24 protein-coding genes are annotated in these 26,812 nt (G+C 43.4%); 9 read left to right on the top strand and 15 right to left on the bottom strand.

What is annotated here, in order from left to right:
- Nucleotides 1-12: 12 nt before the first annotated feature.
- The 3 genes from ACE38W_RS22110 to ACE38W_RS22100 are packed head-to-tail and all read right to left on the bottom strand — an operon-like array spanning nt 13 to nt 4,749.
- The gene (locus ACE38W_RS22110; protein WP_375834831.1) at nt 13-1,254 is read right to left on the bottom strand and encodes a TolC family protein; all 1,242 of its coding nucleotides are present in this window, start codon (nt 1,252-1,254) and stop codon (nt 13-15) included.
- Complete coding sequence (locus ACE38W_RS22105; RefSeq protein ID WP_375834828.1) at nt 1,251-4,388, bottom strand: efflux RND transporter permease subunit; 3,138 nt, start codon at nt 4,386-4,388, stop codon at nt 1,251-1,253. The genes ACE38W_RS22110 and ACE38W_RS22105 overlap by 4 nt, the downstream gene beginning before the upstream one ends.
- A 40-nt stretch (nt 4,389-4,428) precedes the next feature.
- Nucleotides 4,429-4,749, bottom strand: coding sequence for a DUF6660 family protein (locus ACE38W_RS22100; protein ID WP_375834826.1), 321 nt, complete (start codon nt 4,747-4,749; stop codon nt 4,429-4,431).
- Between the two features lie 102 nt (nt 4,750-4,851).
- On the opposite strand from ACE38W_RS22100, the gene ACE38W_RS22095 reads away from it, so the two are divergent.
- The 6 genes from ACE38W_RS22095 to ACE38W_RS22070 all read left to right on the top strand — a co-directional run bounded on the left by ACE38W_RS22095 (nt 4,852) and on the right by ACE38W_RS22070 (nt 12,410).
- Nucleotides 4,852-5,547 carry a LytR/AlgR family response regulator transcription factor gene (locus tag ACE38W_RS22095; protein WP_375834823.1) on the top strand — a complete coding sequence of 232 codons (696 nt, stop codon included), beginning with the start codon at nt 4,852-4,854 and terminating at the stop codon, nt 5,545-5,547.
- A 204-nt stretch (nt 5,548-5,751) separates the two neighbouring features.
- A complete protein-coding gene (locus ACE38W_RS22090; protein WP_375834820.1) occupies nt 5,752-5,952 on the top strand; it encodes a hypothetical protein in 201 nt (66 codons plus the stop codon).
- A 96-nt stretch (nt 5,953-6,048) separates the two neighbouring features.
- A complete protein-coding gene (locus ACE38W_RS22085; RefSeq protein WP_375834818.1) occupies nt 6,049-6,240 on the top strand; it encodes a hypothetical protein in 192 nt (63 codons plus the stop codon).
- A 152-nt stretch (nt 6,241-6,392) separates the two neighbouring features.
- Nucleotides 6,393-8,540: an ATP-binding protein gene (locus ACE38W_RS22080; protein ID WP_375834815.1), complete on the top strand. Its 2,148-nt coding sequence runs from the start codon at nt 6,393-6,395 to the stop codon at nt 8,538-8,540.
- 160 nt (nt 8,541-8,700) lie between these two features.
- Nucleotides 8,701-12,072 (top strand): glycosyltransferase, encoded by a 3,372-nt coding sequence (locus tag ACE38W_RS22075; protein ID WP_375834813.1) that lies wholly within the window; start codon nt 8,701-8,703, stop codon nt 12,070-12,072.
- Between the two features lie 134 nt (nt 12,073-12,206).
- On the top strand, nt 12,207-12,410 hold the full coding sequence (locus tag ACE38W_RS22070) for a hypothetical protein (protein ID WP_375834810.1): 204 nt from the start codon (nt 12,207-12,209) through the stop codon (nt 12,408-12,410).
- A gap of 326 nt (nt 12,411-12,736) precedes the next feature.
- On the opposite strand, the gene ACE38W_RS22065 is transcribed toward ACE38W_RS22070, so the two are convergent.
- Together ACE38W_RS22065 and gyrA are read right to left on the bottom strand one after the other, a co-directional pair.
- The gene (locus ACE38W_RS22065) at nt 12,737-13,990 is read right to left on the bottom strand and encodes a tetratricopeptide repeat protein (protein WP_375834808.1); all 1,254 of its coding nucleotides are present in this window, start codon (nt 13,988-13,990) and stop codon (nt 12,737-12,739) included.
- 170 nt (nt 13,991-14,160) lie between these two features.
- Complete coding sequence (gyrA, locus tag ACE38W_RS22060; protein WP_375834805.1) at nt 14,161-16,740, bottom strand: DNA gyrase subunit A; 2,580 nt, start codon at nt 16,738-16,740, stop codon at nt 14,161-14,163.
- A 427-nt stretch (nt 16,741-17,167) separates the two neighbouring features.
- Between gyrA and ACE38W_RS22055 the strand changes: the two genes are divergently transcribed.
- On the top strand, nt 17,168-18,496 hold the full coding sequence (locus ACE38W_RS22055; RefSeq protein WP_375834803.1) for a saccharopine dehydrogenase C-terminal domain-containing protein: 1,329 nt from the start codon (nt 17,168-17,170) through the stop codon (nt 18,494-18,496).
- Nucleotides 18,497-18,619: 123 nt separating this feature from the next.
- On the opposite strand, the gene ACE38W_RS22050 is transcribed toward ACE38W_RS22055, so the two are convergent.
- From ACE38W_RS22050 to pdhA, 6 genes are all read right to left on the bottom strand, one after another.
- Nucleotides 18,620-19,324, bottom strand: a complete 705-nt coding sequence (locus ACE38W_RS22050; protein ID WP_375834800.1) for an NAD-dependent deacetylase — start codon at nt 19,322-19,324, stop codon at nt 18,620-18,622.
- A gap of 48 nt (nt 19,325-19,372) precedes the next feature.
- Nucleotides 19,373-19,783 carry an EVE domain-containing protein gene (locus ACE38W_RS22045; RefSeq protein ID WP_375834797.1) on the bottom strand — a complete coding sequence of 137 codons (411 nt, stop codon included), beginning with the start codon at nt 19,781-19,783 and terminating at the stop codon, nt 19,373-19,375.
- Nucleotides 19,784-19,816: 33 nt separating this feature from the next.
- Nucleotides 19,817-20,536, bottom strand: a complete 720-nt coding sequence (locus ACE38W_RS22040) for a (Fe-S)-binding protein (RefSeq protein WP_375834795.1) — start codon at nt 20,534-20,536, stop codon at nt 19,817-19,819.
- 9 nt (nt 20,537-20,545) lie between these two features.
- Nucleotides 20,546-21,046 carry a 6,7-dimethyl-8-ribityllumazine synthase gene (gene ribH, locus ACE38W_RS22035; protein ID WP_375834792.1) on the bottom strand — a complete coding sequence of 167 codons (501 nt, stop codon included), beginning with the start codon at nt 21,044-21,046 and terminating at the stop codon, nt 20,546-20,548.
- A 97-nt stretch (nt 21,047-21,143) separates the two neighbouring features.
- A complete protein-coding gene (locus ACE38W_RS22030) occupies nt 21,144-21,842 on the bottom strand; it encodes a tol-pal system YbgF family protein (RefSeq protein ID WP_375834789.1) in 699 nt (232 codons plus the stop codon).
- Between the two features lie 101 nt (nt 21,843-21,943).
- Nucleotides 21,944-22,936, bottom strand: coding sequence for a pyruvate dehydrogenase (acetyl-transferring) E1 component subunit alpha (gene pdhA / locus ACE38W_RS22025; RefSeq protein ID WP_375834786.1), 993 nt, complete (start codon nt 22,934-22,936; stop codon nt 21,944-21,946).
- A 228-nt stretch (nt 22,937-23,164) separates the two neighbouring features.
- On the opposite strand from pdhA, the gene recF reads away from it, so the two are divergent.
- Nucleotides 23,165-24,244, top strand: coding sequence for a DNA replication/repair protein RecF (gene recF / locus ACE38W_RS22020; protein ID WP_375834783.1), 1,080 nt, complete (start codon nt 23,165-23,167; stop codon nt 24,242-24,244).
- A 33-nt stretch (nt 24,245-24,277) separates the two neighbouring features.
- Nucleotides 24,278-24,565, top strand: a complete 288-nt coding sequence (locus ACE38W_RS22015; RefSeq protein WP_375834781.1) for a DUF721 domain-containing protein — start codon at nt 24,278-24,280, stop codon at nt 24,563-24,565.
- Between the two features lie 94 nt (nt 24,566-24,659).
- On the opposite strand, the gene ACE38W_RS22010 is transcribed toward ACE38W_RS22015, so the two are convergent.
- From ACE38W_RS22010 to ACE38W_RS21995, 4 genes are read right to left on the bottom strand one after another with little or no spacing between them, the layout of a single operon-like run.
- On the bottom strand, nt 24,660-25,190 hold the full coding sequence (locus tag ACE38W_RS22010) for a DUF4252 domain-containing protein (RefSeq protein ID WP_375834778.1): 531 nt from the start codon (nt 25,188-25,190) through the stop codon (nt 24,660-24,662).
- Nucleotides 25,191-25,212: 22 nt separating this feature from the next.
- Nucleotides 25,213-25,734: a DUF4252 domain-containing protein gene (locus tag ACE38W_RS22005; RefSeq protein WP_375834775.1), complete on the bottom strand. Its 522-nt coding sequence runs from the start codon at nt 25,732-25,734 to the stop codon at nt 25,213-25,215.
- A gap of 41 nt (nt 25,735-25,775) precedes the next feature.
- Nucleotides 25,776-26,276 (bottom strand): hypothetical protein, encoded by a 501-nt coding sequence (locus tag ACE38W_RS22000; protein ID WP_375834773.1) that lies wholly within the window; start codon nt 26,274-26,276, stop codon nt 25,776-25,778.
- Complete coding sequence (locus ACE38W_RS21995; RefSeq protein WP_375834771.1) at nt 26,266-26,781, bottom strand: RNA polymerase sigma factor; 516 nt, start codon at nt 26,779-26,781, stop codon at nt 26,266-26,268. Before ACE38W_RS21995 ends, ACE38W_RS22000 begins: the two co-directional genes overlap by 11 nt.
- Nucleotides 26,782-26,812 lie beyond the last annotated feature (31 nt).

Genomic DNA, 26,812 nt, shown 5'->3' with positions numbered 1-26,812 from the left:
TTGAGATATTTATTATTGACGACCTGCCAGATAATCGATATAAGACGCTGCCAGCTGGTTATCCAGCAACGATTTCAGATAACCCTGACGTATTCCCAGGACTTGTTCCATGTTCAGAAAATGTTCTGCATAACCAATTTCTCCAGCGCCATAGGCCAGCGATGATTGTTTTAAAATCAAGGCTGCATTTGGCAAGGCAGTACTTTCATAGTAATGCAGGTTATCCAGCTGTTTTGCATATTGCTGCAATGCTTGCTGGTAAAGGCTTCTAAACTGAATACTATTTTGTTCCAGGGTAAGTGCAGCAACATTTTCCTGTTGCTTTTCTGCTTTAGCTTTGGCCTTTAACGGACGTGCCCATAGCGGTAATGCGAGTCCTACCTGGAATCCCTGGAATCGATCCCCTCCTGTTGCCAGTGTCGTCCCACTTGCATTCACCGGCGTACCAATCAACGATTGATTAAAATAACCTACCGTAATATCTGGCAGAATGGCTGCATTGTATACCTGTCGCTGTTTCTGTGCGGTAGTTACTTCCTGACGGAGATACTGCAGGTATGGATGTGCGCTTACCACAGACGTATCGTTTAATGGCTGCAGATGTACGGCGCTGATGCTACTTTCAGCGGGAAGAGGTAATGCTTCTGTTTCCGGCAATGCTAACAGGGCGCGTAATCTCGATTGATTAATCGTGATGTCTGCCTGGTTTTGGCGCAGGAGGTTTACCACTTCTTGTTTTCGTGTATCCGCTGCCGTTTTCTCCAGCATTTTAGATTCTCCCGTTTTATAACGGAGGTCGGCACTGCCAGCGAAAGTGCCAAAGAGGCTGTCTTGCTGCTGTAACAATGTCCGCTGATCTTTCAGGAAGAGTAGCTGCATCCAGGCTTCCTTTACCTGGAAAGCCAGTTCATTCGCATTATTGGCTTTCAGAAAAGTAGCGGCAGCCACCTGTGATTTTCCCAGTTCTTTTTTAGCTGCAAACGTGGTGGGAAATGGAATAGACTGAGATATAGAAAAATTGTTATCAGACTTAATATAGCTGTTATACTGACCATATTGCATACTTACCTCTGTCTTTCCTATTTCGCCACTGGTTGGCAGTAACTCCTGGAAATATTTCACCTTAGCACCAGCGGCCTGGAGCCCTTTGTTATTGGACAATGCCGCCTGTACAGCTTGTTGCATAGTCCATTTATCGTTTGTCTGGGCTGCTGCCATAAAAGGCAGCAGCGTCAGTATTATTAATATTCTCATGATTGTGATGGCGGGGTTTTGGATGAAAAGAATTTTTCAAAATAGATGTACAGGCATGGCAATACCAGCAAGGTGAGTAAGGTGGAAGTAATTAATCCGCCTATTACCACCGTTGCCAGTGGCCTTTGCACTTCTGCGCCAGCGGTGGTGGCCAGCGCCATTGGCAAAAAGCCAAGTGATGCCACACAGGCTGTCATCAATACCGGACGTAAACGTATAGCCGTTCCCTTCAGTACAATGGCTGTAAGGTCCGTTAGACCTTCTTTTTTCAGGTTATTAAACTCTCCTATCAGTACGATGCCGTTCAACACTGCTACCCCAAAGAGGGCAATAAAGCCAACTCCAGCGGATATACTAAATGGCATACCACGCAACAGCAGTGCGAATACGCCACCAATAGCTGCCATAGGAATTGCCGTGAAGATGAGCAATGATTGCTTTACAGAGCTGAAGGTAAAATACAGTAACCCGAAGATCAGCAGCAACGCCACTGGTACAGCTATAGACAGTCGTTCTGTGGCTTCACGCAGATTTTCGAACTGTCCGCCATAACGAATAAAGTATCCTGGTGGCAGTTTTACTTTTTCTTTTACAGCCTTTTCGATTTCATCCACGACACTGGCGATATCCCGGCCGCGTACATTAAAACCTACGATGATCCTACGTTTGGCATCTTCGCGTTGTACCTGGTTAGGACCTGTCGCCATTTCTACAGTGGCCAATTGTTCCAATGGCACCTGGTTACCACCAGGTGTGGTGATAAACAAACGTTGCACATCTTCCAGCTGCTGACGGTCATTGTTATCGAGTCGCAGTACCAGATCGAAACGTTTTTCACCTTCATAAACGATACCGGCTGATTGCCCTGCGAAGGCGGTGTTCACGGTTTGATTAATAGTTTCGATATCGAGGCCGTATTGCGCTACCTTGTCCCTATTGATTTTAACCACAATCTGAGGTAAGCCGTCCATCTGCTCCAGGTAGATATCTTTTGCGCCTGCCGTTTTGGAAACGATCGCATTTACCTGCTTGGATAGTGATGATAGTGTATTCAGATCTTCGCCAAATATTTTGATACCTACATCCTGGCGTACGCCGGAGATGAGTTCATTAAACCTAAGCTGAATAGGTTGTGAGAAACCAAAGCTAACACCAGGGATGGCTTCCAATGCTTCCTGCATTTTATTGGCCAGCTCTTCGCGGTTACGGGCGCTGGTCCATTCCTTTTGTGGCTTCAGTAATATGGTGAGATCACAGGCTTCCAGTGGCATAGGGTCGGTAGGAATTTCGGCGGCGCCTATCTTTCCTACCACTTCTTTTACCTCTGGGAACTGTTGTTTCAGTATGCCAGCGGCTAATGTAACTTTATCAATGGTTTCTGATAAGCTGCTGCCTGTCAGTAACCTCGTTTCTACTGCAAAATCACCTTCTTCCAGGGTTGGTAGAAATTCTCCACCCATATTCCGGAATAACAGTAACGCCACTACGAAAAGCAAGATGGCAAAAGAAATTACCCATATTTTCACTTTTAAGGCGCCACGAATCACCGGGTCATAGATTCTATGGAAAAAGGCCATCAGTCTGTCGGCGATGGTAACTTTAACGGATATATGTTTATTAAGACAAAGTGCCGACATCATCGGTACGTAGGTGAGCGATAATACGAAAGCGCCTAATATGGCGAAAGAAACTGTCTGCGCCATTGGCTTGAACATCTTACCTTCTATACCCGCTAATGCCAGTATCGGCAAATAAACGATGAGGATGATAATTTCCCCGAAGGCTGCTGCTGACCTGATTTTACGGGCACTGGTAAACACTTCTTCGTCCATTTCGGCTTGCGTCAGCTGCAAGGAATTAGCGCCTTTGAGTCGGCTGCCAAGATGATGCAGCGTGGCTTCCACAATGATCACTGCGCCATCTACGATCAGCCCGAAATCAATGGCTCCGAGACTCATCAGATTTCCTGAAACACCGAACAGGTGCATCATGGCGATGGCAAACAGCATAGACAGTGGAATAACAGATGCTACAATGAGGCCCGCACGCAAGTTACCCAGGAAAATTACCAGCACGAAAATGACGATCAGCGCCCCTTCTAACAGGTTTTTCTTCACTGTTGCTATCGCACGCCCTACAAAGTCGCTGCGATCCAAAAATGGCTCTATCACCACGCCTTCAGGCAATGTTTGCTGAATCTCGGCTACGCGCTTTTTCACGGCCTGTACTACCTCGTTGGAGTTCTTCCCTTTCAACATCATCACAATGCCGCCTACAGCCTCGGATGTATCTCTGGTGAGGGCGCCATAGCGGATGGCATCTCCTAAGCGCGCCGTGGCTATATCTCTAATTAAAATAGGTGTACCGTTGCTAGTATTTTTCACCACTATCTGCTCTATATCTGCAATACTGCCGATCATGCCTTCGCTGCGGACAAAATAAGCATTAGGTTTTTTATCTATATAAGCGCCGCCTGTGTTCTGGTTATTCCGCTCCATCGCGTTGAATACATCTGCTATACTGAGGTTATAGCTACGCAGCTTGTCCGGGTTAATAGCCACCACATATTGTTTCAGCTTACCGCCGAAACTATTCACTTCAGCAATACCGGGCGTACCTAATAGTTGACGGCGTACATACCAATCCTGGATTGTACGCAGCTCTCTGGCATCAAACTTAGATTCATAGCCTTTTTGCGGGTGCAGTACATACTGATAAATTTCACCAAGGCCACTGGAAATAGGCGACATCTCTGGTGTTCCTATTCCTGGTGGAATATTACTCTTGGCTTCAGTGAGTTTTTCATTGACCTGTTGCCGGGCCCAATATATATCTACATCATCATGAAAAACGATGGTAACAACAGACAGTCCGAACCTGGAAATGCTACGCACTTCTTTCAACTCCGGGATCACTGCCATGGTCTGCTCTACAGGAAAAGTAATTAATCGTTCTACTTCCTGGGCAGCCAGCGATGGTGATAGTGTAATAACCTGCACCTGGTTATTCGTAATATCCGGCACTGCATCTACGGGCAGCCGGGTCAGCGACCAAATACCCCAGGCGGCAAGTGCCAGGGTAAATATGGCAATAGCAAGTTTGTTCCTGACGGAAAACAGTATGATTTTATCCATTATGTGGATGGGTTATAGGTAATAGAATTAAGTAAACTAATTATCCTATAACGGTGCGTGGAGGCTGCCAAACATCCATAGATCTGGCAGTGTAAAGATCAGATTGGAAAGAAGGAAATATATGAGAAGATGAAATATGATAAGGAACGTATGTATGAATAGTCACTGGCATTACTTGCACATTGCAGCAACTGCAAATACAAAGCGGTGAACAGAAATCTGGTTGGGAATGTGGATGATCCGTATCTGTACTATGCACCAACTCCTGTTTCAACTGGTCGTTTACTGCAGCAGCATCGTTGCATGGCAGGCATGACAACAACACGATGTATATACTGAATATGTAAACGAATAATTTCATCTCTACAAAAATAAAGATAACTCCTTATATCTCACTAATAAAAAACTGCATCTACGTTGCGCAAACGCTTTGAAATTTCCGATTTGTTATTAAATTAGCCACATGAATTGTTTGATCGTAGACGATAATAAACTGGCCAGAACGGCTATGCGTCAGCTAGCGAGCCATGTAGAGCAACTACAGGTGCTGGATGAGTGCAGTAGCGCCATGGAGGCCTATAACCTACTCCAGAAAGAAAAAGTTGACCTCCTTTTGCTCGATATTGAAATGCCCGGCATGAGCGGACTGGAGTTGACCCGTAACCTTGGCAACAAAGCCCCGATCATTATTTTTACTACGGTAAAAAAAGATTACGCGGTTGAAGCCTTTGAACTAAAAGTTGCAGATTATCTTATCAAGCCAGTGAGCCCGGCCCGTTTTATACAAGCAATAGAACGTGCAAAAGAGATCTACGAAAGTAATAATCGTGAACTACAAGTCTCCGACCTGGAGTTTGTATTCATCAGGGATAATGGTGTGCTGAAACGCATCCGTACAGATGAAATTCTGTACCTGGAAGCGATGGGCGACTATGTGAAGTTATTTACCGCTCAAAAATTTCACGCTATCCATTCTACCTTAAAATCGCTGGAAGAAAAATTGCCCGCAGGTAAATTCATGCGTGTACATCGCTCTTATATAGTAGCTTTGGATAAGATCGAAGCGATTGAAGATGGTACTATTCTCATTCAGAAAAATAGTATACCTATTGCAGATGCTTATAAATCGGCCCTCAACAATAGGCTGAAACTATTATAAACAGCTATAACTGATTTTATGTTTTCAAACGACGTCTACGGACGTCGTTTGTCGTTTATAATACTAATCTATATCACCACCGACAGATTTCACCTGTTGAACGACAGCAAATGCCTGTTGAACCAAATGTACGTTATCAGCCTTATGTGGGATCGTACCTTTAGGTTGTTAAAACAATTGATCCACATTTAATCTGTAACAATCATGAAAAAGTTAGGAATTATGCTGGCAGCTGCCATGTTGTTTATGAGTGCATCAACATTTGCGCAAGCCCAGGAGCCTGCAAAAAAAGGAACCAAAACTGAAAAACCTGCTGAAGCGAAGAAAACAGCGCATCACCATAAAGCTTCTCATAAAGCACCTGCTGCTAAAAAAGAAGCTAAACCAGCTGGTACTACCAAATAGTTTTTTCAGTCAATATAGCTCCCTGATATTTAGTCCCTGCCATTAGAAATAATGAGTGGAGACTAAATATCTACCCATTTATAAAAGCCCTGCAAGATGAAAACGAAGTTGTTGGTATTATTCTGCATCTTTATAACGGCGATGGCGTTATGTACTTACTGCTCACTGTATGAATGGAACAGCGAAATGCAACACCATCTGCTGAAAGCTGTATTATTACTTACAGCAGGCCTTATCTTTGTAACTGGAGCGATTATCACCTTTTCCAGGATGAACAGACAAGTATAGTCTGTCAATCATCCGGATTAGCTTTGGATTAAAATATTATACTATTATCTTGTAAATTGAACCTGCTTTCCTATATCAGCGTTTATATGTACTAAACTGTCATGCAACCTAAACGAATTAAATATTATCTCCTGGGCCTATTCATACTAGGCATGATACTATTTATTGTATTGCAGTTTAACTCCGCTAAAAACATTCAGAAGCTTATTTCTGGAAATGAACAACTACTCCAGGAGCTGAACGTAAAAAATGAATTACAGAAGCTCCAAACAAATATGGCCAAAACGGATAGTAAAGTCCGCGGCACTGTTATTTCCCAGGATACACTCCACATCACCGGCATTGAGGCCGAGATCGCAGTTATCAAAGCTGATCTTAAAGAGATCAATAAAATAGTCAGAAATGATAGTACCGAGAAATTGCTCACCCAACTCAATTACCTCGTGGATGAGAAAAACAGTTTCAACGTACAGGTGCTGGATACTTTTTACAGCAAAGGCAAATGGGCCGCTGAAAAGATGATCAATAACCAGAAAGGTAAACGCCTTGGAGAGGCTATCACCAGCATTCTTCACCAACTGGATACTACCCGGCAATCAGAAGTAAACCGTACCACACACCTCATCGATACCAGTGGCCAGAAAGCCCAAAGCTGGGGCACCGTGCTGGTATTCTTCGCATGTCTGAGTAGTTTGCTCGCATTTCTTTATATCACCAGCCGCATTCATAAGCAAGAACAATTGATTGATGAACTGGATGAAGCCAGACAGAAAGAAAAAAAACTAACTGCTGTCAAAGACCAGTTCCTGGCTAATATGAGCCATGAAATCCGTACCCCCATGAACGCGGTGCTGGGTTTTACACATCTACTAAAAGCCCAGCCACTCAATAATAAATCCAAAGAATACGTTTCCGCCATCGAAGGTGCCGGACAAAATCTCCTGGAAATCATTAATGACATCCTCGATATCTCTAAAATCGAATCAGGTATGATGCGCATTGAAGGCAGTTCTTTCAGCCTCCATGGCGTATTACATAATATATACACCCTCTTCCGCCCTAAAGCAGAAGAGAAAAATCTCGCGCTGCACGCAACCATAGACGACCAGGTACCTGATATCCTTTATGGAGATGTAACCAGACTTACACAAGTACTGGTAAACCTCACCAGCAATGCCATCAAATTTACAGACAGTGGAGAAGTAAGTATTCATGTATCTAAAGTTTGGGCAGATGAGATGGGCGTACGCTTATTATTTAATATCAGCGATACCGGCATAGGTATAGAGCCTGGAAAGCAGCAGTCTATTTTCGATCGTTTTAACCAGGGAGAAGCCTCCACCACACGTAAATACGGTGGCACCGGCCTTGGACTTACCATCGTAAAACAATTAGTGGAACTACAGAATGGATTTATTTCCGTAGAAAGCAAACCCGGAGAAGGCGCCACCTTTAAAGTGGAACTACCATACGCTATTGGCGAAGCGCTTCCTGAAAATAGCGATAAACTCTCGCCAGACCAGGACCTGGAGTCACGCCACGAAGATGTACGCTTACTCGTAGCTGAAGATAATCGCCTGAACCAAAGTTTACTTCGCCATCTGCTCACTACCTGGAAATTACCTTACAAGATCGTCAACAATGGCCTGGAAGCCTTGCAGGCCTTGGAAAAATCTAATTATGATCTGCTATTATTAGATATCCAGATGCCTAACATGGACGGATATACGACCATTCAAAAACTAAGGAACGATCTGCATTCCAATATTCCAGTAATAGCCATGACCGCACATGCCATGGCCGGAGAACGAGAAAAGTGCCTGCAAATGGGCATGAACGAATACATAGCCAAACCTATTCGTGCGGAAGAACTCTACCGACTCATACAGATATTCACCGGGAAATTACAAGGGCCAGACACGAGTGTCACCAGTCCTTTGCTGAATGGCGAAAACGGCGGTCATCTCCTTAATATGCAATACTTGCACGACCTCTCCAAAGGCGATAAAGGTTTTGAGAATACGATGTTGGAGCAGTTCATATCCCAGCTCCCGGAGGATTTAAGCAGCCTTAAAAAGGCTATTACAAGCGACGATATTGCCAGTATCAGAAGTACAGCACATAATCTCAAAACCACGGTCAGCTTCATTGGCCTGGAATCTCACCTATACCCTATCCTCGAGCCGCTGGAAGACCTCACACCAGCTGCCTATGATCCTGTTGTTGTAAAAGAACAGTTCGAATCCCTGAAACAACTCTCCATGCAAGCTATTCAGGAAGCAATCGCCATCATGATCTGATAATGTTAAAGCATTCCTAAAGGCCTAAAATCCTTACTGCTAAAGGAATGTTAACAATCGATAAGCACCGCCCACTCACCGACAGCTCCTGCCTATATACCGACAAACGCCCATCAACACCACCTGTTACAAGTAATTTTGTATTGATAAAAATAGGATTATGAGTAACAGCAAACAGATTTTCCAAACCACCTCCCCCCTCCGCTGGCGCACGTTTCAGTGGGTATCCAGACTACTCCTGGTAGCTGGCCTGTTTATGGTAATTATCGTATGGCTGGCTTTGCGAAATAACTATACTCCCGGACTTCCAACCCTCCAGGATAATAGCACCTTTAACTATAAAAAATTACAACACCCTGTTCAGCCGGTATCCCTGAACCAAAAAGAAGCTAAAACCTACAAAGGTTTCGAAGATATAATTTCCGATAAGAACCGTAAATCCGGTATGAACGCCGTTATAAACGGACAAGCTGTCAAAACCATCCGCGCCGGTTTCTACGTAGACTGGGACCCACAATCATTCTATTCACTACAAACAAACATTGATAAGATGAATACAGTGGTACCTGAATGGTTTTTTATTGATCCGAAAACAGATACACTGCGTACAGAGATCGACCAGCCTGCATTACAACTGATGCAACAGCATCATGTTGCCATATTACCACTGCTCAACAATATAGATGCAGACAAAGAAAACGGTGACTTCGATAGTAAAATATTACACCGCATACTCACTAATCCAGCTAAAAAAGAAAAGCTGATCACTGATATTATCAACACATTACATCAATATCATCTACAAGGTATCAATATCGATTTTGAAGAATATGCTGAGAAAAGCGATGAGCCGCTGATCAGCTTCCAGCACGAGTTGTATGACAAACTACATAAAGAAGATTTGTTGGTTACCCAAGATGTAACACCTAATAACGAAGACTATAACCTAAATAAATTAGGTAAATACAACGATTATATTTTTCTGATGGGATATGACCAGCACTTCGGAACCAGTGTCGCCGGTCCCGTTAGTGAAGAAAGATGGATAGAAAAAGTATTAGACGAAGCAGCACATAAAATCCCTGCAAACAGGCTGGTACTCTGCATCGCAGCTTATGGCTATGATTGGCCTGCCAATAGTGAAGGTACTACTGTTACCTACCAGGAAGCCTTACAGCTTGCCAACCAGTATCATGCTAAAATCAATTTTGATCAAGATACCTACAACTGTCACTTTGATTATACAGATGAAGATAATGTAGTACACCATGTTCAGTTCATGGATGCTGCAGGTAACTTCAACACACTCAGATTCTCAGATGAATATGGCGCTGCAGGTACCGCTATCTGGCGCCTCGGCTCTGAAGATGCACGTCTGTGGAGCTTTTACGACCGTCGCCTCGATAACCAGTCATTAGCCAAACAGCCTTATAATTTTACTAACTTATCTGGTATTCAAGCAGCTGCTGCAAAACCCGACTATATCGGTGATGGCGAAGTATTAAACGTAGTTAGTGATCCACATGATGGACTCATCAAAATTACACCTGATGCACATAACCTCGTGGCCTCACAAGACTACCAGACACTCCCAACCGGCTATGTTATCCGCAAATCCGGACAGGTTAAAAAGCAAGTGATACTCACTTTCGATGATGGGCCTGATGCTACTTATACACCACAGGTGCTTAATATATTAAAAGATGAAAAAGTACCAGCAGCCTTCTTTGTAATCGGTATCAACGCAGAAAATAACCTGCCCATATTGAAACAGATTTATAATAGTGGTGAAGAAATTGGTAACCATACCTTTACCCACCCTAATATTGCCGCCATCAGTGAAGACAGGGCAAATACCGAGATCAATGCCACCAGGCTGCTCATTGAAGCCGCTACCGGACATAGTACTATTTTATTCCGTGCGCCTTATAACGCCGATGCAGAGCCTACCACACCAGAAGAACTAAAACCAGTGGCGCTGAGTAAAAAAAGTAATTACTATACCATTGGTGAAAGTATTGATCCGGAAGATTGGGAACCAGGTGTGAGCGCTGATACAATTTATCAACGCGTAGTGGATCAGTATGAAGCTAATCCAGAAAAAGGCATTATCCTCCTGCATGATGCGGGTGGTGATAGAAGTGCTACCGTAGCGGCTTTACCAAGAATAATACACTATTTCAAATCACATGGAGTACAGTTCACCACTGTTTCCGCATTGCTCAATAAAAATCGTGCAGCCGTAATGCCACAGGTACAGAATCCTGTTATTGCAATGAATGGCACTGTTGCTTTGGTATTCTTCCGTATTCAACAGTTCTTGCAGGCAGCCTTCTGGGTGGCCATCATCCTTGGTTTGCTGAAAATATTGTCTATGCTAATTATGGCTACCATACAGTATTTCAGGGAAAAGAAAAATCCAGTAGTGGTGCCTGCAGATGATAAACTCCCTGGCGTATCTATCATCGTACCTGCCTATAATGAGTCTGTCAACGCGGTGAATACCGTAAAAAGCTTGTTGCAGCAACAGTATCCACTGTTCGAAATCATCTTTGTGGATGATGGTTCAAAAGATGATACCTATACCTTGATGCAGGAAGCTTATGGTAAGCATGCACAGGTACAGGTGTTCACCAAACCTAACGGAGGTAAAGCCAGTGCGTTAAACTACGGTATCGGCTATGCGAAATATGATTTTGTAATTTGTATAGACGCAGACACACAGTTATATCCTGATGCGGTGAAACACCTGATGACCCGTTTCAATAATGATAAAGTTGGAGCTGTAGCGGGTAATGTGAAAGTAGGTAATGAAAATACTATTCTTGCCAGGTGGCAGTCTATCGAATATATCACCGCACAAAATTTCGATCGCCGTGCTTTGGATCTGGTAAATGGTATCACCGTTGTTCCAGGAGCCATTGGCGCCTTCAGAAAAAGCGCTATCGATGAAGCTGGCGGGTTTACAACTGATACCCTGGCAGAAGATTGTGATCTCACCATCAGAATATTGAGAAGAGGTTATATTATCCGTAACTGCACAGAGGCTATTGCAATGACTGAAGCGCCTGAAACATTGAAACAATTTATGAAACAACGTTTCCGTTGGAGCTATGGTATCATGCAGAGCTGCCGTAAGAACCTGGATGCCTGCTTCAATCCACGTTATAAAGCATTGGGAATGATCTCTCTGCCTAATATCGTCATCTTCCAGGTATTGTTGCCAATCCTTGCGCCACTGGCAGATATCATGCTGGTTTGGAGTCTCATCTGGAACAGGCATGATCCTGCGGGCATGCACAAGATAATTTTCTGCTACGTATTATTCACCCTTGTAGACATCTTAGTGGCCATGGTAGCCTTTATATTCGAAAAAGCACCTTTGAGGAAACTGATCTGGATGGTACCACAGAAGTTTGTCTACCGTCAACTGATGTACGTAGTTTTATTCCGTTCCATCAAAAAAGCAATCCAGGGAAACGCCCAAGGATGGGGAGTTTTGAAAAGAACAGGGCATGTGCAGGTAGTATGACCGTTCATTTTCCCGCGTTCAACGACAGTAATAACCTATTCACCGAAACAACACATAAAAAGGTAGTACCGCGCCTTAATTTAGCTGTACAAACTCTGAACTAATTTTATTTAATCTTTTAAAAGACAGACATCATGAAAAAAAGCCTGATCGCCGCTGTAGCAGTAATGACTATCTCTGCTGCTTCTTTTGCACAAGCTCCTGCTGCTAAACCAGCTAAAAAAGAAAAAGCTAAAACTGAAGCTCCTGCTGCTAAACCAGCTGCTGACACTACTAAGAAAGCTGCTAAACCAGCTGCTAAGAAAGCTGAGAAACCAGCTCCTAAGAAAGCTGCTTAATCAAGTTTATACAGCGTTTGAGTTAATTGTCCCGTTCTGGTCTCCAGGACGGGATTTTTGTTTTCTGCCAAGAACGTAGCCATACAAATTCATCTCTACTAAAAGGGACAGCATAAGCAACAATAGATACTGGGATCTCGTTTTAGTGGATGTTATGCTGTCTCCCATTTAAACAACAAAGTGCTGGTCTTTACATTGTTGGATCTTATACTGCTTTGGGACAACAAACATCTCTATGAGTTGCTGACTGATAGAGACAAGAAACAAAAAAGCCCTGCATTGCTGCAGGGCCTATAACGTAGTGTGAATTATAATGAATGCTGCGGTTATTTCAGCGCATCTAATTTCTTTTTCACTTCTTCCATTTTAGCAGTCTGGTTTTTGATTGCATAGATTTTCTGCAATGCATACAGACAGCTTTCGTAAGATTGTTTGTCACTTGCTTCGAGGTTAGCACCTTTAGCAGCGAAAGACTGATCAGCTTTTTCGAAGTAAGGTAAAGACTGATTCATCAGTTCTTCCATTTTACCTTGCAGTTCTTTTGCTTTAGGGCCAGTCTGTTGTTTGCTATCCAGATCATTCAGTTGTTTGTTATAAACTACTGCTTTGTTGAAGAACAGTGCACCGAGCTGGAAGTTAGCGATAGCGTCGCTAGGGTTAGCAGCCAGTACTTTTTTATACGCTGCTTCTGCTTTACCGATCAGCTCATCGTAGTTTGCTGGTTTAGCAACTTCGTTACCTTTCTCATCATGAGGGTTTGCGAGGTTGTCCAGGCGGATAGCGTAATCCAGTTGCAGTTGCTGATCATCAGGATTTTCAGCAATTTTCTTTTCGAGCATGCTAAGGAGTTCTGTAGTTTTACCAGTTTTGGTATAGTACATCATCTCCATATCGTTGAAACGTTTGTCTTTAGGGAAAACTGTTTTACCCTGTTCGATGGCTTTCAACCAACCAGCGTTATCACCTTTTTCTTCGTACAGCTGACCCAGGATCACATACAGTGCAGGTTCAGCTTTGAATTGCAGATCAGCAGCTTTCTGCAGGTAAGTCAGGGCCTGATCTTTCTGGCCTGCCTGATTTGCAGCGTAACCGGTATAGAATACAAGGCTGGTATCCGTAGGAATGGTACTGCCCAGGTTTTTGCTATTGAAGAAAGAAACTACATCTTCTGCTTTGGTGAAGTTGGTGAAAGCTGGTTCCCATTTCTGCTCATTCAGGGCAGCATAACCGGCGTTCGCAACAACAGCATAGATGTTGTACATAGACTGGTTCATCACCAGTACTGCTTCTTTCATTTTAGGATCGATTTCCAGCGCTTTCTTGTAAGAATCATACGCTTGTAATGCCAAAGCAGGATCCTTTGCTTTAGTACCCATTGCTTCCAGGATCTGACCATTTACCAGCCAGGTTTTAGCATCGTTCTTTGTTTTGTCGTTCTGTAACGCTGCATCAATATCGGCTTTAGCTTTCTCCAGATCCGGCTTTTTCAGGTTTTCCTCCGCGCTGCTCACTTTCGCTCGTTGTGCCATTACAGTAAATGTCGCGGAGCAGAGGAGAAAAGAAACCAGTAATTTTTTCATGTCTTGTTTTTTTAAGTTGCTGATTACTTTGTAAGAGTATGGTGCTATTAATTACTATACAATCAGAAAGACAGCTACCACTAAAGCGGGCGCTGTAATTTTCTTAAAACCGCATTTCACTCCTTTTCAGGAATGGAATGCGGTCATAAAAATTAAATATTATTGAACGATTATTCTGCTGCTGGTTCTTCAGTTGCGGAAGTTTCGTTGGCATTTTCGTCAGTGGTAGTTGTATTTTCACCACCTTCTTCTCCAGTGATATCTTCAGAGATGATATCTTCTTCTTCCTGTTCGTCCAGACGTGCTACAGCTGCGATTTCGTCGTTATCGTCCAGGCGAATCAGGCGCACACCCTGCGTTGCACGGCCAGCTTCGCGGATATCTGCAACTGCCATGCGGATAGTGATACCAGATTTACAGGTGATCATCAGGTCATGCTGTTCAGTTACATCCAGAATGGCAATTAGGTTACCAGTTTTTTCAGTAATATTTATCGTCTTAACACCTTTACCACCTCTGTTGGTGATACGATATTCCTCAATGTTGGTACGTTTTCCATAGCCCTTTTCAGATACTACCAGAATAGTTCTTGACTCGTCGTTTTTGTCAACACAAATCATACCAACAACTTCATCTTTCTCATTATCAACCTCAATACCACGTACGCCAATGGCGCCACGACCTGTATCACGTACCGTTGCCTCAGGGAAACGGATCGCACGACCACTCTGGATTGCCATCATGATCTGGCTGTCGCCATTGGTCAGTTTAGCTTCCAACAGCTGATCGCCTTCATTGATAGTGATTGCGTTCACACCGTTCTGACGTGGACGGGAGAATTCTTCCAGCAACGTCTTCTTGATGATACCGTTCTTAGTACAGAGTACAATATAATTGTTATTGATGAAATCTTTATCACCCAGATCTTTAATATCTATGATAGCGCGGATTTTATCATCGCTAGGCAGCTGTATCATATTCTGGATAGCACGGCCCTTTCCATTCTTCTCGCCTTCCGGAATCTCATATACTTTGAGCCAGTAACAACGACCTTTTTCAGTGAAGAACAGCATGGTATGGTGCGTAGACGCAACGAACAAGTGCTCGATGTAGTCCTCGTCTCTTGTTCTGCCACCGATAGCACCGCGGCCGCCACGTTTCTGCTGACGATAATCGTATGCAGATGTACGTTTGATATATCCCAGGTGAGAAATGGTGATTACCACATCTTCTTCTGCAATGATATCTTCAATTCTCATCTCGCTCGCGAGGTACTGAATTTCTGTTTTACGCTCATCACCAAATTTCTTCTTCACCTCTTCCAGCTCTTCTTTGATGATTCTCATACGTAAACCTTCATCGTTCAGCACTTCGTTCAGGTATGAAATGAGTTTCATGATTTCGTCATATTCAGCACGGATCTTATCACGCTCCATTCCTGTCAGTCTTTGCAGACGTAACTCCAGGATAGCTTTCGCCTGAATCTCAGATAAGCCGAATTCACTGATCAGGCCATCTTTCGCGATTTCAGGTGTAGCTGCTGCACGAATCAGTGCAATGACAGCATCCAGGTGATCCAGTGCGATCAGGTAGCCTTGTAAGATATGCGCTTTTTCTTCCGCTTTACGCAGATCGAATTTCGTTCTTCTTACTACTACCTCATGACGGAACTCAACAAATTCGTGCAGGATTTCTTTCAGGTTCAAAATACGCGGACGACCTTTTACCAGCGCCACGTTGTTGATACCGTAAGATGTCTGCAGCTCAGAATATTTGTATAACTGGTTGATGATAACGTTAGGAATTGCCTCACGTTTCAGATCAATTACCAAACGCATACCTTCACGATCACTTTCGTCACGTACATCGGAAATACCTTCGATGATTTTATCATTTACCAGCTGCGCAATTTTCTGGTGCAGCACCGCCTTATTGATCTGGTAAGGCAGCTCATATATAACCAGTCTTTCACGACCAGCTTTAGATGTTTCTGTAGTGATTTTACCACGTACTACCACGCGGCCACGACCAGTTTCAAAACCTTGTTTTACACCGTCGAAACCATAGATGATACCGCCAGTTGGGAAATCAGGCGCTTTCACATGCTTGATCAGCTCCTCAATAGTGATATCCCTGTTATCGATGACGGCAATCAAACCGTCAACTACTTCAGACAGGTTGTGAGGCATGATGTTGGTAGCCATACCCACCGCAATACCTGAAGCTCCATTGATCAGGAGATTCGGAATTCGTGTAGGCAATACCGTAGGCTCTTCCAAAGTATCATCGAAGTTGAGCGTGAAATCCACGGTCTCTTTTTCAATGTCTTCCAGCATAGCCTCTGCCAGCTTTTGCAAACGAACCTCCGTATAACGCATGGCCGCTGGCATGTCACCGTCCACCGAACCAAAGTTACCCTGACCATCCACCAACATATAACGCAAACTCCAAGGCTGCGCCATACGAACGATGGTATCATAAATGGAGCTGTCTCCATGCGGGTGATACTTACCCATTACATCCCCTACAATACGTGCAGACTTCTTGTATGGCTTATTACTGTGGTTCCCGGCCTCATTCATACCGAATAGAACGCGGCGGTGAACAGGTTTTAAACCATCTCTTACATCGGGCAACGCACGGCCTACGATTACTGACATCGAGTAATCTATGTAGGCAGTTTTCATTTGTTCTTCGATATTAATCTGAACAATTTTCCCTTCCTGCTGATTTTCCGTATGCTCTGTCATTTAGTATTGATTTACAGATTTTTCTGCTGAAAAATAATAGAGGCAAATATAACATTTTCAGCCCGAATAACGGCCCGAAAAAAGTAAAATGTGAATAAAATTCGCCATAGGGATAAAAGCTGATATTTAAAGTTCGTTATATAGTTTAAAAGCAATATACCGAGTTACATTCATCCCCCCTGAATTGTTATAATCCGAATTTATGTAATTTTACTTTATCTCTTATATGTCCCAATTACCTGATATGTAAAAAATGGAAAAAACCAGTCCGCTTGTCCCCATAACCATTGATTATCAAGAGATAATTTTAGAGGATAATATTTTTTTTATATAGATAAATCCGAATTTCCCCAGGAATTCGAACATATATATCAAATTTTATGTTATTCCACTGATTCTTAATCACTTTTTCCAAGAAAAGCGTACCATGAGAAATATTTTGTTGTTTGGCGCAGGAAAATCTGCAACAAGCCTCATCGACTATCTTATCACCAATGCCCCCAGACACAAATGGCATGTGACGGTAGCCGACCAAGACTTATTACAGATCAAGTCCAAGACTGGCAAATCTTATTATGCAACCCCCGTGGAACTGAACATTCATGACCAGGCTGCTCGTCAGCAGCTAATCCAGGAAACTGATCTCGTCATTTCACTCTTACCCCCTGCACTGCATATTCTCGTAGCCAAAGACTGCTTGCAGTTTCATAAAAACCTGCTCACCGCCTCCTACGTAGACCCCGAAGTCCGTAAACTCGAAAAAGACATCGAAAAAGCAGGCCTGTTATTCATGTATGAAATGGGCCTCGACCCCGGCATTGACCATATGTCTGCCATGAAACTCATTCACTCCATCGAAAAGAAAGGCGGACAGATCTTCTCCTTTAAATCTTATTGCGGCGGCCTCATATCTCCGGATAGTATCGATAATCCATGGCAATACAAAATTTCATGGAATGCCCGAAACATAGTACTGTCAGGCAGTTCAGGCGCTACCTATAAAGAAAAGGGGAAAATAAAAGAACTTACCTACGAACAATTATTCGATCATAATAAAACCATACAGGTACCAGGATTAGGCAAACTCGCCTACTATCCCAACAGAGATTCTCTCTCCTATATGGAAATATATAAACTACAGGAAATAGCCACCTTTATGAGAGCCACCTTGCGTTTCCCGGATTTCTGCGAAGGCTGGAATGCACTCATTAAACTAGGCCTTACGGATGATGCGAAAAAAGTACAGACAGATCATCTCACCTATTATAACTGGGCTACACAAAACCTGGACGGTGATAATACGGCTGAAGCTCATGATGAATTCGTCGCACAACACCTGGGCGTAAGCAGCAAATCTAAAGTGATCCGTCAGCTGAAATACCTTGGCTTACTCAATGGTGAGCAGATCAACCTTGGGGAAAAAACAAATGCAGGTGTACTCGAATCTGTGGTGGAAGAAAAACTCCGCATGGAGCCTACGGATAAAGACATGATCGTCATGATGCATGAAATTGAATTCGAAAGACGCAGTATGGCTACGCGTATGCATGCTTATATGATCGTACAGGGTGAAGATAATTTAAGAACGGCAATGGCTAAAACAGTGGGCCTCCCGCTGGGTATCATGGCCAAACTCATGCTCTCTGATAAAGTCAGCCTGAAAGGATTACACATACCCGTGATGCCGGAGATCTATAATCCTGTATTAAAAGAACTGGAAGAATTCGATATACGTTTTGAAGAAACGTTTGAGTAAGATATTATTTCCTATGGTAAACACTACCAGTGCGTAAGGATTTTGTGATGCCCTCCCTTGTCCGGGAGGGCTTTTTATTTTTATGCAGATGATTAACGTGTAAGGATATACGAAAAACTATCACTATGATTGAACATCTTTCAGCAATAGTTCAGTTAACGCTGCAACACCTGTGGTAGCAGGGCTTTCAATCTTATGCAGATTTTTATAGTAATCATCGACGGAAGGAATTTTCTTGTCGATGATATACTTAGGAACATCCAGTTTGGCGTAATTAAGTAACCCTGCTGCTGGATAAACATTCAGCGACGTGCCTACTACTACAAAGATATCGGCCCATATCACTTCTCGCTGCGCCTGTTCTATCATTGGTACGGCTTCACCAAACCAAACGATGTGTGGGCGCATTTGTCCGCCATCAGGCCCCAGATCACCCACTTTGATATCACCCTTGATATCCATGATGCCTTGTTCATCAAAATCTTTGACACTACGCATTTTGAAGATCTCCCCATGTAAATGCAATACGCTGGAAGATCCTGCGCGTTCGTGCAGGTCATCGATATTTTGGGTGATGATCCTAACGTCAAAGTGCTCTTCCAGTTTGGCAAGCCCAATATGGGCTTCATTAGGGTTTGCCTGAAGAACGTCTTTGCGGCGCTGGTTATAGAATTCGAGTACCAGTGCAGGATCTTTGCGCCATCCATCGGGGGATGCCACCTGGTACACATCATGACCTTCCCACAATCCGTCACTATCACGGAAGGTACGCAGGCCACTTTCGGCGCTGATACCAGCGCCGGTCAGTACTACCAATCTTTTTTTCATTGAAATTTTATTTTTGGGATTAAGGTATAAGATGTTTCCGCTCTTCCCTTACTTCATTTCACCCATTTCCATGATCTGTTCAAACTCTTCTGGAGTAACATTACATACAGAGAGGCGCCCCTGGCGGATCAGCGATAAGTTCGCCAATGCTTTTTCGGCCTTCATGGCAGCCAGGGTCACAGGTTTTTTAAATGGTTTCAGGGGTTTTAAGTCTACCACTACCCAGTTAGGATCAGGTGTGGTTGGATCTTGATAAAACTCTTTTGCTACAGTGGCAATACCTACAATTTCCAATCCTTCATTGCTATGATAAAAGAGCACCTTATCTCCTTTTTTCATTGCTTTTAGGTTATTACGTGCCTGATAATTACGTACACCGTCCCAGAAGGTAACTTTATCTTTTACAAACTGGTCCCAGGAATATTTAAAAGGCTCAGACTTCACCAGCCAGTAGTTCATTTCGTATTATTTTTTAGGTAGATGATTTGCCGATTACCAGCCACTGGCAAGTACATCGGCAATATGCATGATTTTTATATTAGTACCATGTTTACGGATATAACCGTCGAGGTGCATCAGGCAGGACAGGTCGGTTGAGATAAGATAATCGGCACCAGTGGCAACCGCGTTATTTACTTTCTGTTCGCCCATGCCCATGGAGATAGGCTCAAATTTCACGGAAAAAGTACCGCCAAAGCCACAGCATACCTCGCAATCGTTCATCTCTTTTAATTCCAGTCCTTTAACCTTTTCCAGGAGTTTTCTGGGACCTTCCTTAATACCACATTCTCTTAACGCGCCACAGGCATCATGGTAAGTACCAATGCCGTTGAGTGTAGCGCCAAGATCTGTTACGTGTAAAACATCTACCAGGAATTCGGTAAACTCATAGAGGTTTTTCTTCAGGAGTTTTACTTCATTATGTGCAGCAGAGTTATCAAACAGTTTTGCGTAGTAGTTCCTTACAAAACCAGTACAGGAGCCACTTGGGGCTACTATATAGTCGAAGGTATGGAAGTCCTTCAGAAATTTGTTAGCAACGGTTCTGCATTCATCGTGATAGCCTGCATTAAAGGCCGGCTGGCCACAGCAGGTTTGTTCGGTGTTGTACATTACGTTGCATCCCAGTTTCTCCAAGACTTTCACCATGTTGAAAGCAGTTTCCGGGAACATTTGGTCTACAAAGCATGGTATGAATAACTGTACGTTCATCTTTATGTTTTAGCTCTTTGCCAGATTCCTTTGCAATGCTATCATTTTCAGTGCAGTGATAGCTGCTTCTTCACCTTTATGACCGTGTGCACCTCCCAGACGATCGAGGGCCTGTTGTTCGTTGTCTACTGTCAGAATACCGAATATAACGGGAACGGGTAACTGAAGGTTCAGTTGGAGGATTCCTTCCGTAACGGCTTTACAAACGTAGTCAAAGTGCGGTGTTTCTCCACGGATCACACAACCGAAAGCAATAATAGCGCCAGGTTGGTTTCCCGTACCTTGTGTGCTTTCCCAATACTGTTTGCAGGCATATGGCAACTCGAAAGCGCCAGGGACTACAATCTTGTTGGTTTTGGAGACCTTGTACTGTGCCAGTGATTTTTCACAACCGGCTACGAGTTCATTTATGATATGGTCATTCCATTCGGTATAGACCATAACAACACTGGCATCCTCCAGGTTGAGAATGCCAGCATCATTTAATAAGCTTTTGTTATTATCCGACATATTCTGTTGCTTTCATGCTGTAGGGGATAGCTTTTAGCGCCAAAATATAAACAGGATCTATATAGGGGCAGCTAAAAGCCAGCCACATTAGCGATTATTAGTTTCTTACATCACCGAGACGAGCCAGGTATTTATCCATTTCCTTGCCTTCGTTGCTCAGTGGGTATTTTTCTTTAATTTCTTTGTAGATAGCGATAGCATCTTGTGCTTTACCAGCTTTTTCCAGTGCCATACCAGCACGGAACAGATATACAGGAGCGATCATTTCATTTTCGTTGTAATGACCAGCTTTTTTGTAGTACTCGATACCGTCGTTTACCTGGTTCAGTTCCATGTAAGCGTCACCAATCAAGCCAAGGGCAGATGGTTGCAGCATCAGATCACTGGAGCTGAAGTTTTTCAGTTGTTCGATTCCTTTCTGGAATTCGCCGAGGCGGATGTAGCAAACACCTGCACTGTATTTAGCGATATTACCGGCTTGGGTGCCACCGTATTTGTTGATTACCTGCAGAAAACCAAAGTTGTTACCATCACCATTCAGTGCCAGTTTAAAGGAATCCACCGCAAAGTAGTTCTGCGCCTGGAAAATCATTTCCTGTGCTTTCTTCTCGTTAGGTGCTTTCACAAAACGATTATAGGCGAAAAATCCTCCCACAGCAGCAACAACAGCGATGAGGGCGATATTGATGATATTTTTATTCTTGGTATAGAAATCCTCTGCTCTGTGCATGCCAGCCTCCAGGTTGAATTCACTTTTGGTTTGAGGCTTGGTGGCGTTATTTGTAGTTTCTGCCATTGATGTGTAATTGTAGTTGCTTGGTTTATGAATAGCTGCAAGTGACTAACAGTCCCTCCGGGGAAATTCTCCGAAGGGACTGTTAATGCGATAATGCTTTATTAGTCAACGATGAACGGGTAATCCTGCTGCATGTAAACATCTTTCAGCAGTTCGTCATCAGATGGCCATGGAGATTCTTCAGCGAATTGAACACAATCTTCTACTTCTTTTTTCACTTTTTCGTTGATTGCTTCAATATCAGCTTCAGTAGCCCATTTATTTTTCTTGATTACATTCAGTACCTGTGTAATCGGATCTTTATCTTTATACTCTTCTACCTCTTCCTTGGTACGGTATTTCGCAGGATCGCTCATAGAGTGACCACGGTAGCGGTAAGTTTTGATTTCCAGTAAGGTTGGACCTTCACCAGCGCGCGCACGCTTAACAGCTCTGTCGAAACCTTCGTGTACAGCTTCGCAGCTCATACCGTCGATGGTATCAGAAGGCATATCATAAGCGTTGGAAAGCTTGTAGATATCCAGTACGTTAGAAGTACGTTCTACTGAAGTACCCATTGCGTACATGTTGTTTTCACAAACAAATATTACTGGCAGTTTCCACAGCATGGCCATGTTAAAGGTTTCATGCAGGATACCCTGGCGAGCAGCACCATCTCCGAAGAAACATACTGCTACGTTATCGGTGCCTTTGTATTGCTCAGCGAAAGCCAGACCTGCGCCTGTACCAATCTGAGCACCCACGATACCGTGACCGCCATAAAAGCTGTGCTCCACTGAGAAAAAGTGCATACTTCCTCCCTTACCTTTGGAACAACCTGTCGCCTTACCATACAATTCCGCCATACAAGCATTAGCTGAAATACCTTTCGCAAGCGCCAATCCGTGATCACGGTACGCAGTAATGAATTTATCCGCTGGTTTTGTCGCAGTCATTGCACCTGCAGCAATTGCTTCCTGTCCTATGTACAAATGGCAAAAACCACGGATCTTCTGCATACCATACAATTGGCCCGCCTTTTCTTCAAAACGGCGCAGCAAAAGCATCAATTCATACCAGTACAGATACGTCTCTTTGGTGAATTTCGTCTTCACGTCTGTTTTAGTTTGCACTCTTTCTAAATTTGTTCGCAAATATAACAGGAAAATCGTAAAATATAAATATGAATTCCAATTGTGATTAAATTATGCAAATTCATCAATTTCAGTGAGTTTTGCAGTCGGATGGGTAAAATCCCCCCAAGATCACCATTGGACACGGTTTTTTATCAGTTATAAATCATCCTATTTTTGCATATTATTTATTACGAATAATTTTTTTCTTTGCTGCATATAAAAAAAATATCGCTCGTACAGTTCAAAAACTACGCTTTCCGGGACTTTCTCTTCCAGGAAAGGATCATTGGCATCACCGGCCGTAATGGCTCCGGCAAAACAAATCTGCTGGATGCCATCTATTATCTCTGTTTTACCAGAAGTTATTTCAGCTCACAGGAAAGTCAGAATACACAATACCAGACCAATGGTTTCCGCCTCGAAGGAGCCATAGAAAAGAATGGCAACGACGAAAAAATAGTTTGTACTCTTAAAGAAGGTAAAAAGGAGTTTGCTCTCAACGATGATCGCTACGAGAAATTCTCCCGCCATATCGGCCAGTTTCCTGCAGTGATGATAGCCCCAGATGATGCGGAAATCATTACTGGCGGCTCTGAAGAACGCCGCAAATGGCTCGACACCCTCCTATCTCAGCTATATCCCGATTATCTCGAACATCTCATCATCTACCAAAAAATATTATTACAACGTAATACCCTCCTCAAAAACATGGAATCCGCGGGCAGCCAAGCAGACCAGCTGCTAGATGTTTTCGACATACAACTTGTGCAGCATGGCATCCCTGTTTACCAGGCACGCCGCAATTTCCTGACTTCCTTTATCCCACAGGTACAACGGCTATACGATTATATTTCCGGCACCCATGAAGTCGTGAATATCCGCTACCAATGTACCTTACAGGAAGAGGATTTTGCGAAACAATTACAAGCCAACAGATTCAAGGATATGCAGCTGCAACGTACCAGCGCCGGCATACACCGCGATGATCTGGTATTTCTCCTGAACGACTACCCCATGAAAAGCAGCGCCTCACAAGGACAACGTAAAAGCTTTCTCTTCGCACTGAAACTAGCACAGTATGAAGTAATCAAACAATTCAAAGCCTTTCCCCCACTGCTGCTCCTCGACGATGTGTTTGAAAAACTAGACCAGGAAAGGGTACAGCGACTTATCGCATTGGTAGCTGGTAAAGAATACGGACAAGTATTCATCACAGACACTCATGCTGAAAGACTGCGTGATGCTTTTGAAGCCGCCGGCAGCCCTATTCAACTGATAAACATTTAAGGAGTCTTAGACATTTTTAATACCTTCGCGTTTATGCGTCATGGAACTACCAGTATAGGAGATGCCCTCCGGGAATTTTTGAATAAGAGCAGGATGAAACCACGCCTGACAGAAGTACGTATCCAGGAAAACTGGGAAGAAATTATGGGCAAAACAATTGCAAGATATACGTCTGGTATACAATTGATAGATGGTAAACTCATTATAACTACCACCGTGGCCCCGCTCAAGCAGGAACTCAGCTACTCTAAAGATAAAATTATCAAACTGGTAAACGAAAAGCTGGGGGAAAACGTAGTGAAGGAAGTGATCATCAGATAACATAGATCACGGTTAGGGGTATACGATAACTACTTCATAGGTTACAAACATCTCAACAAAATTGCTGCCGGCTGGCAATTCTGTCGATACTGCATCACCTGATGGTTACTGCTTTGTCTTTACTTGCAAACTCTTTCACCAGGTCATTTACATCTGCCATTTTAAGACTGGTCCTCAGGCTGATAACAGACAATTCTTTATCTCCCTGTACTAATAATACCAGTTTTCCCAACTCATCACTTTTACCTTTATTCAGCACGTAAACCTGATTGTTATTCTCACGAACTTCCATCAACAGGTCAAAATTTTCTTTTGACTCTAATGATCTTTTCAGCTGCAATATATTATTCGCGTAAATGCTTGTGCTATCAAGGTTTTCAAAAGAATACACCGTCAGATGGCTAATATGCTTCAGGATCTTGCCATAGTTTTTTACATCTGGGTCATCCTTCTCTCCCATTTTCAAAACCAGGTTTGCAAACCTGAGTCCTAAGTTGCCAATGTTTACACTGGTTACATCTGCTTTGCCTTTAAAATTAGCTGTGAATTCGCGGATACTTTTGTCCTGTGCGGCCGCGGACATTGCCGTGAGCATCATTGCACAACCAAATAGTAGTGATTTCATTGTTAAAAATTTTAGGGGTGAATTATTTTCTGCGAACGTTTTTCAATTTATCCATCCCTTGGATATCCACGTTGGCGGCTATCTGTGAGATTTCATTGAGGTCGATATCGCCAACGAGGCTCATGGCCAGGAACTGATCAGGACCACCTACCAGCATCACCAGCTCATTGATGTTGCCTTTAGCATTTTCCTTGACCATGAACTTAAGGTCATTGCTTTTGTCCCGGATGGTCATCAGTTCTTCGTAATCTCCGCCGAGGTAAGCAGCGGCTTCTTTGAAGAGTCGTACACCATCTTTAGTGGTTTCTTTGGAAAGGATTCGTAAGCCTTTCAGTTTTTGTACCACTTTCATGAAAGTTTTGGCATCAGGGTCACCGCTATCGAATTTGCCGAACATGCTGAACATTTTCGGGGTAATGCTGATAACGGTAAAGCTCCTGTCGTTCTCATACTTCTGGAAGAAGCGTTCTACGGGGCTTCCCTGCTGCGCATATAGCTGCAGACTCAGAAAAACTGCCGTGAGCAACAAAAGGAATCGTTTCATCGTTGAAATGTTTAAGTTAAAATGGTTGGTAAAAAAGTTTATTAATTTCCGGATAATCTAACTGCTGCGGTATTGAAATAAGACAGTTGCTGCATTTTCTCGGTACCTTTATTCAGGTTCCGGGAAAGTAGCGCCAGGGCTTTTTTTGTTTCCTGGAAAGCTCTTCTCTCTTCTTCTTCCATCGCCAGCTGCTGATTTGCCTGTTGTTTTGTATGTTGATGTTCGCGTAATGCGTATCCAATACCCACCGTCATTAGTAATACTGCGGCGTATTTCATCCAGTTGTAGCCAGATCGCATACGTATTACCTTCGTTGGTTCAGGAGCTGTGGCTGCTGTTATGGGAAGCGGGTCCCATGCTGGTTCCGCAGGAAAGGCATCGTTTGCGCCAAAATACTGGAACAGCGATGCTGCTTCTTCTAAATCTTCAGGCATATCCGGATGAGGCTCGGCATAAAAAGCTCTCAGCAAAGCTTCCTCTTCCAGCGTACTTTCTCCATTCCAATATTTTTCCAGCAGCGCACTGATTGTTTTATAATCCATATACCTGTTGATTTTGTAGTTTCTCCCGCACCGATTTTCTGGCGCGGTGTAAATTCACTTTTACATCATTGACATCTATGTCCAGGGCATCAGCGATTTCCTGGTAGGACAACCCTTCCATGTCCCTGAGCTGCATGATGGTGCGATATTTCTCAGGAAGCGAGTTGATAGCTGTATGAACTTTATTCATCACTTCATTCCGTTCTGTGGCAGCATGCGGGTTGTTTTGATGCAAGGCTGGCAATTCAATGGCTTTGTCCAGCGTGTCAGCGATCCTGTATTGCCTGGATTTGATCTTATCCAGTGCCAGGTTTCGCGTAACACGCATACACCAGGCTTCCAGGTTTTGTAATTCCATCATCTTGCCTTGCATGGCCCATACTTTCATCAGTGCATCCTGAGTGATATCCTTGGCATCTTCCTCGTTGCCAAGCAGGCGGTAAGCAAAGCGGAAAAGCTTTGTTCTTACGGGTACTACCTGGGAAAGGAATATTTCTAATGACATGTGGAATAGCACTGTTTAAAAAGAAGACGAC

This window comes from Chitinophaga sp. Hz27, from assembly GCF_042263525.1.
Classification (GTDB): Bacteria; Bacteroidota; Bacteroidia; order Chitinophagales; family Chitinophagaceae; genus Chitinophaga.
The sequence above is the reverse complement of the archived record's forward strand: the minus strand, read 5'-3'. Positions and strand labels throughout refer to the sequence as shown.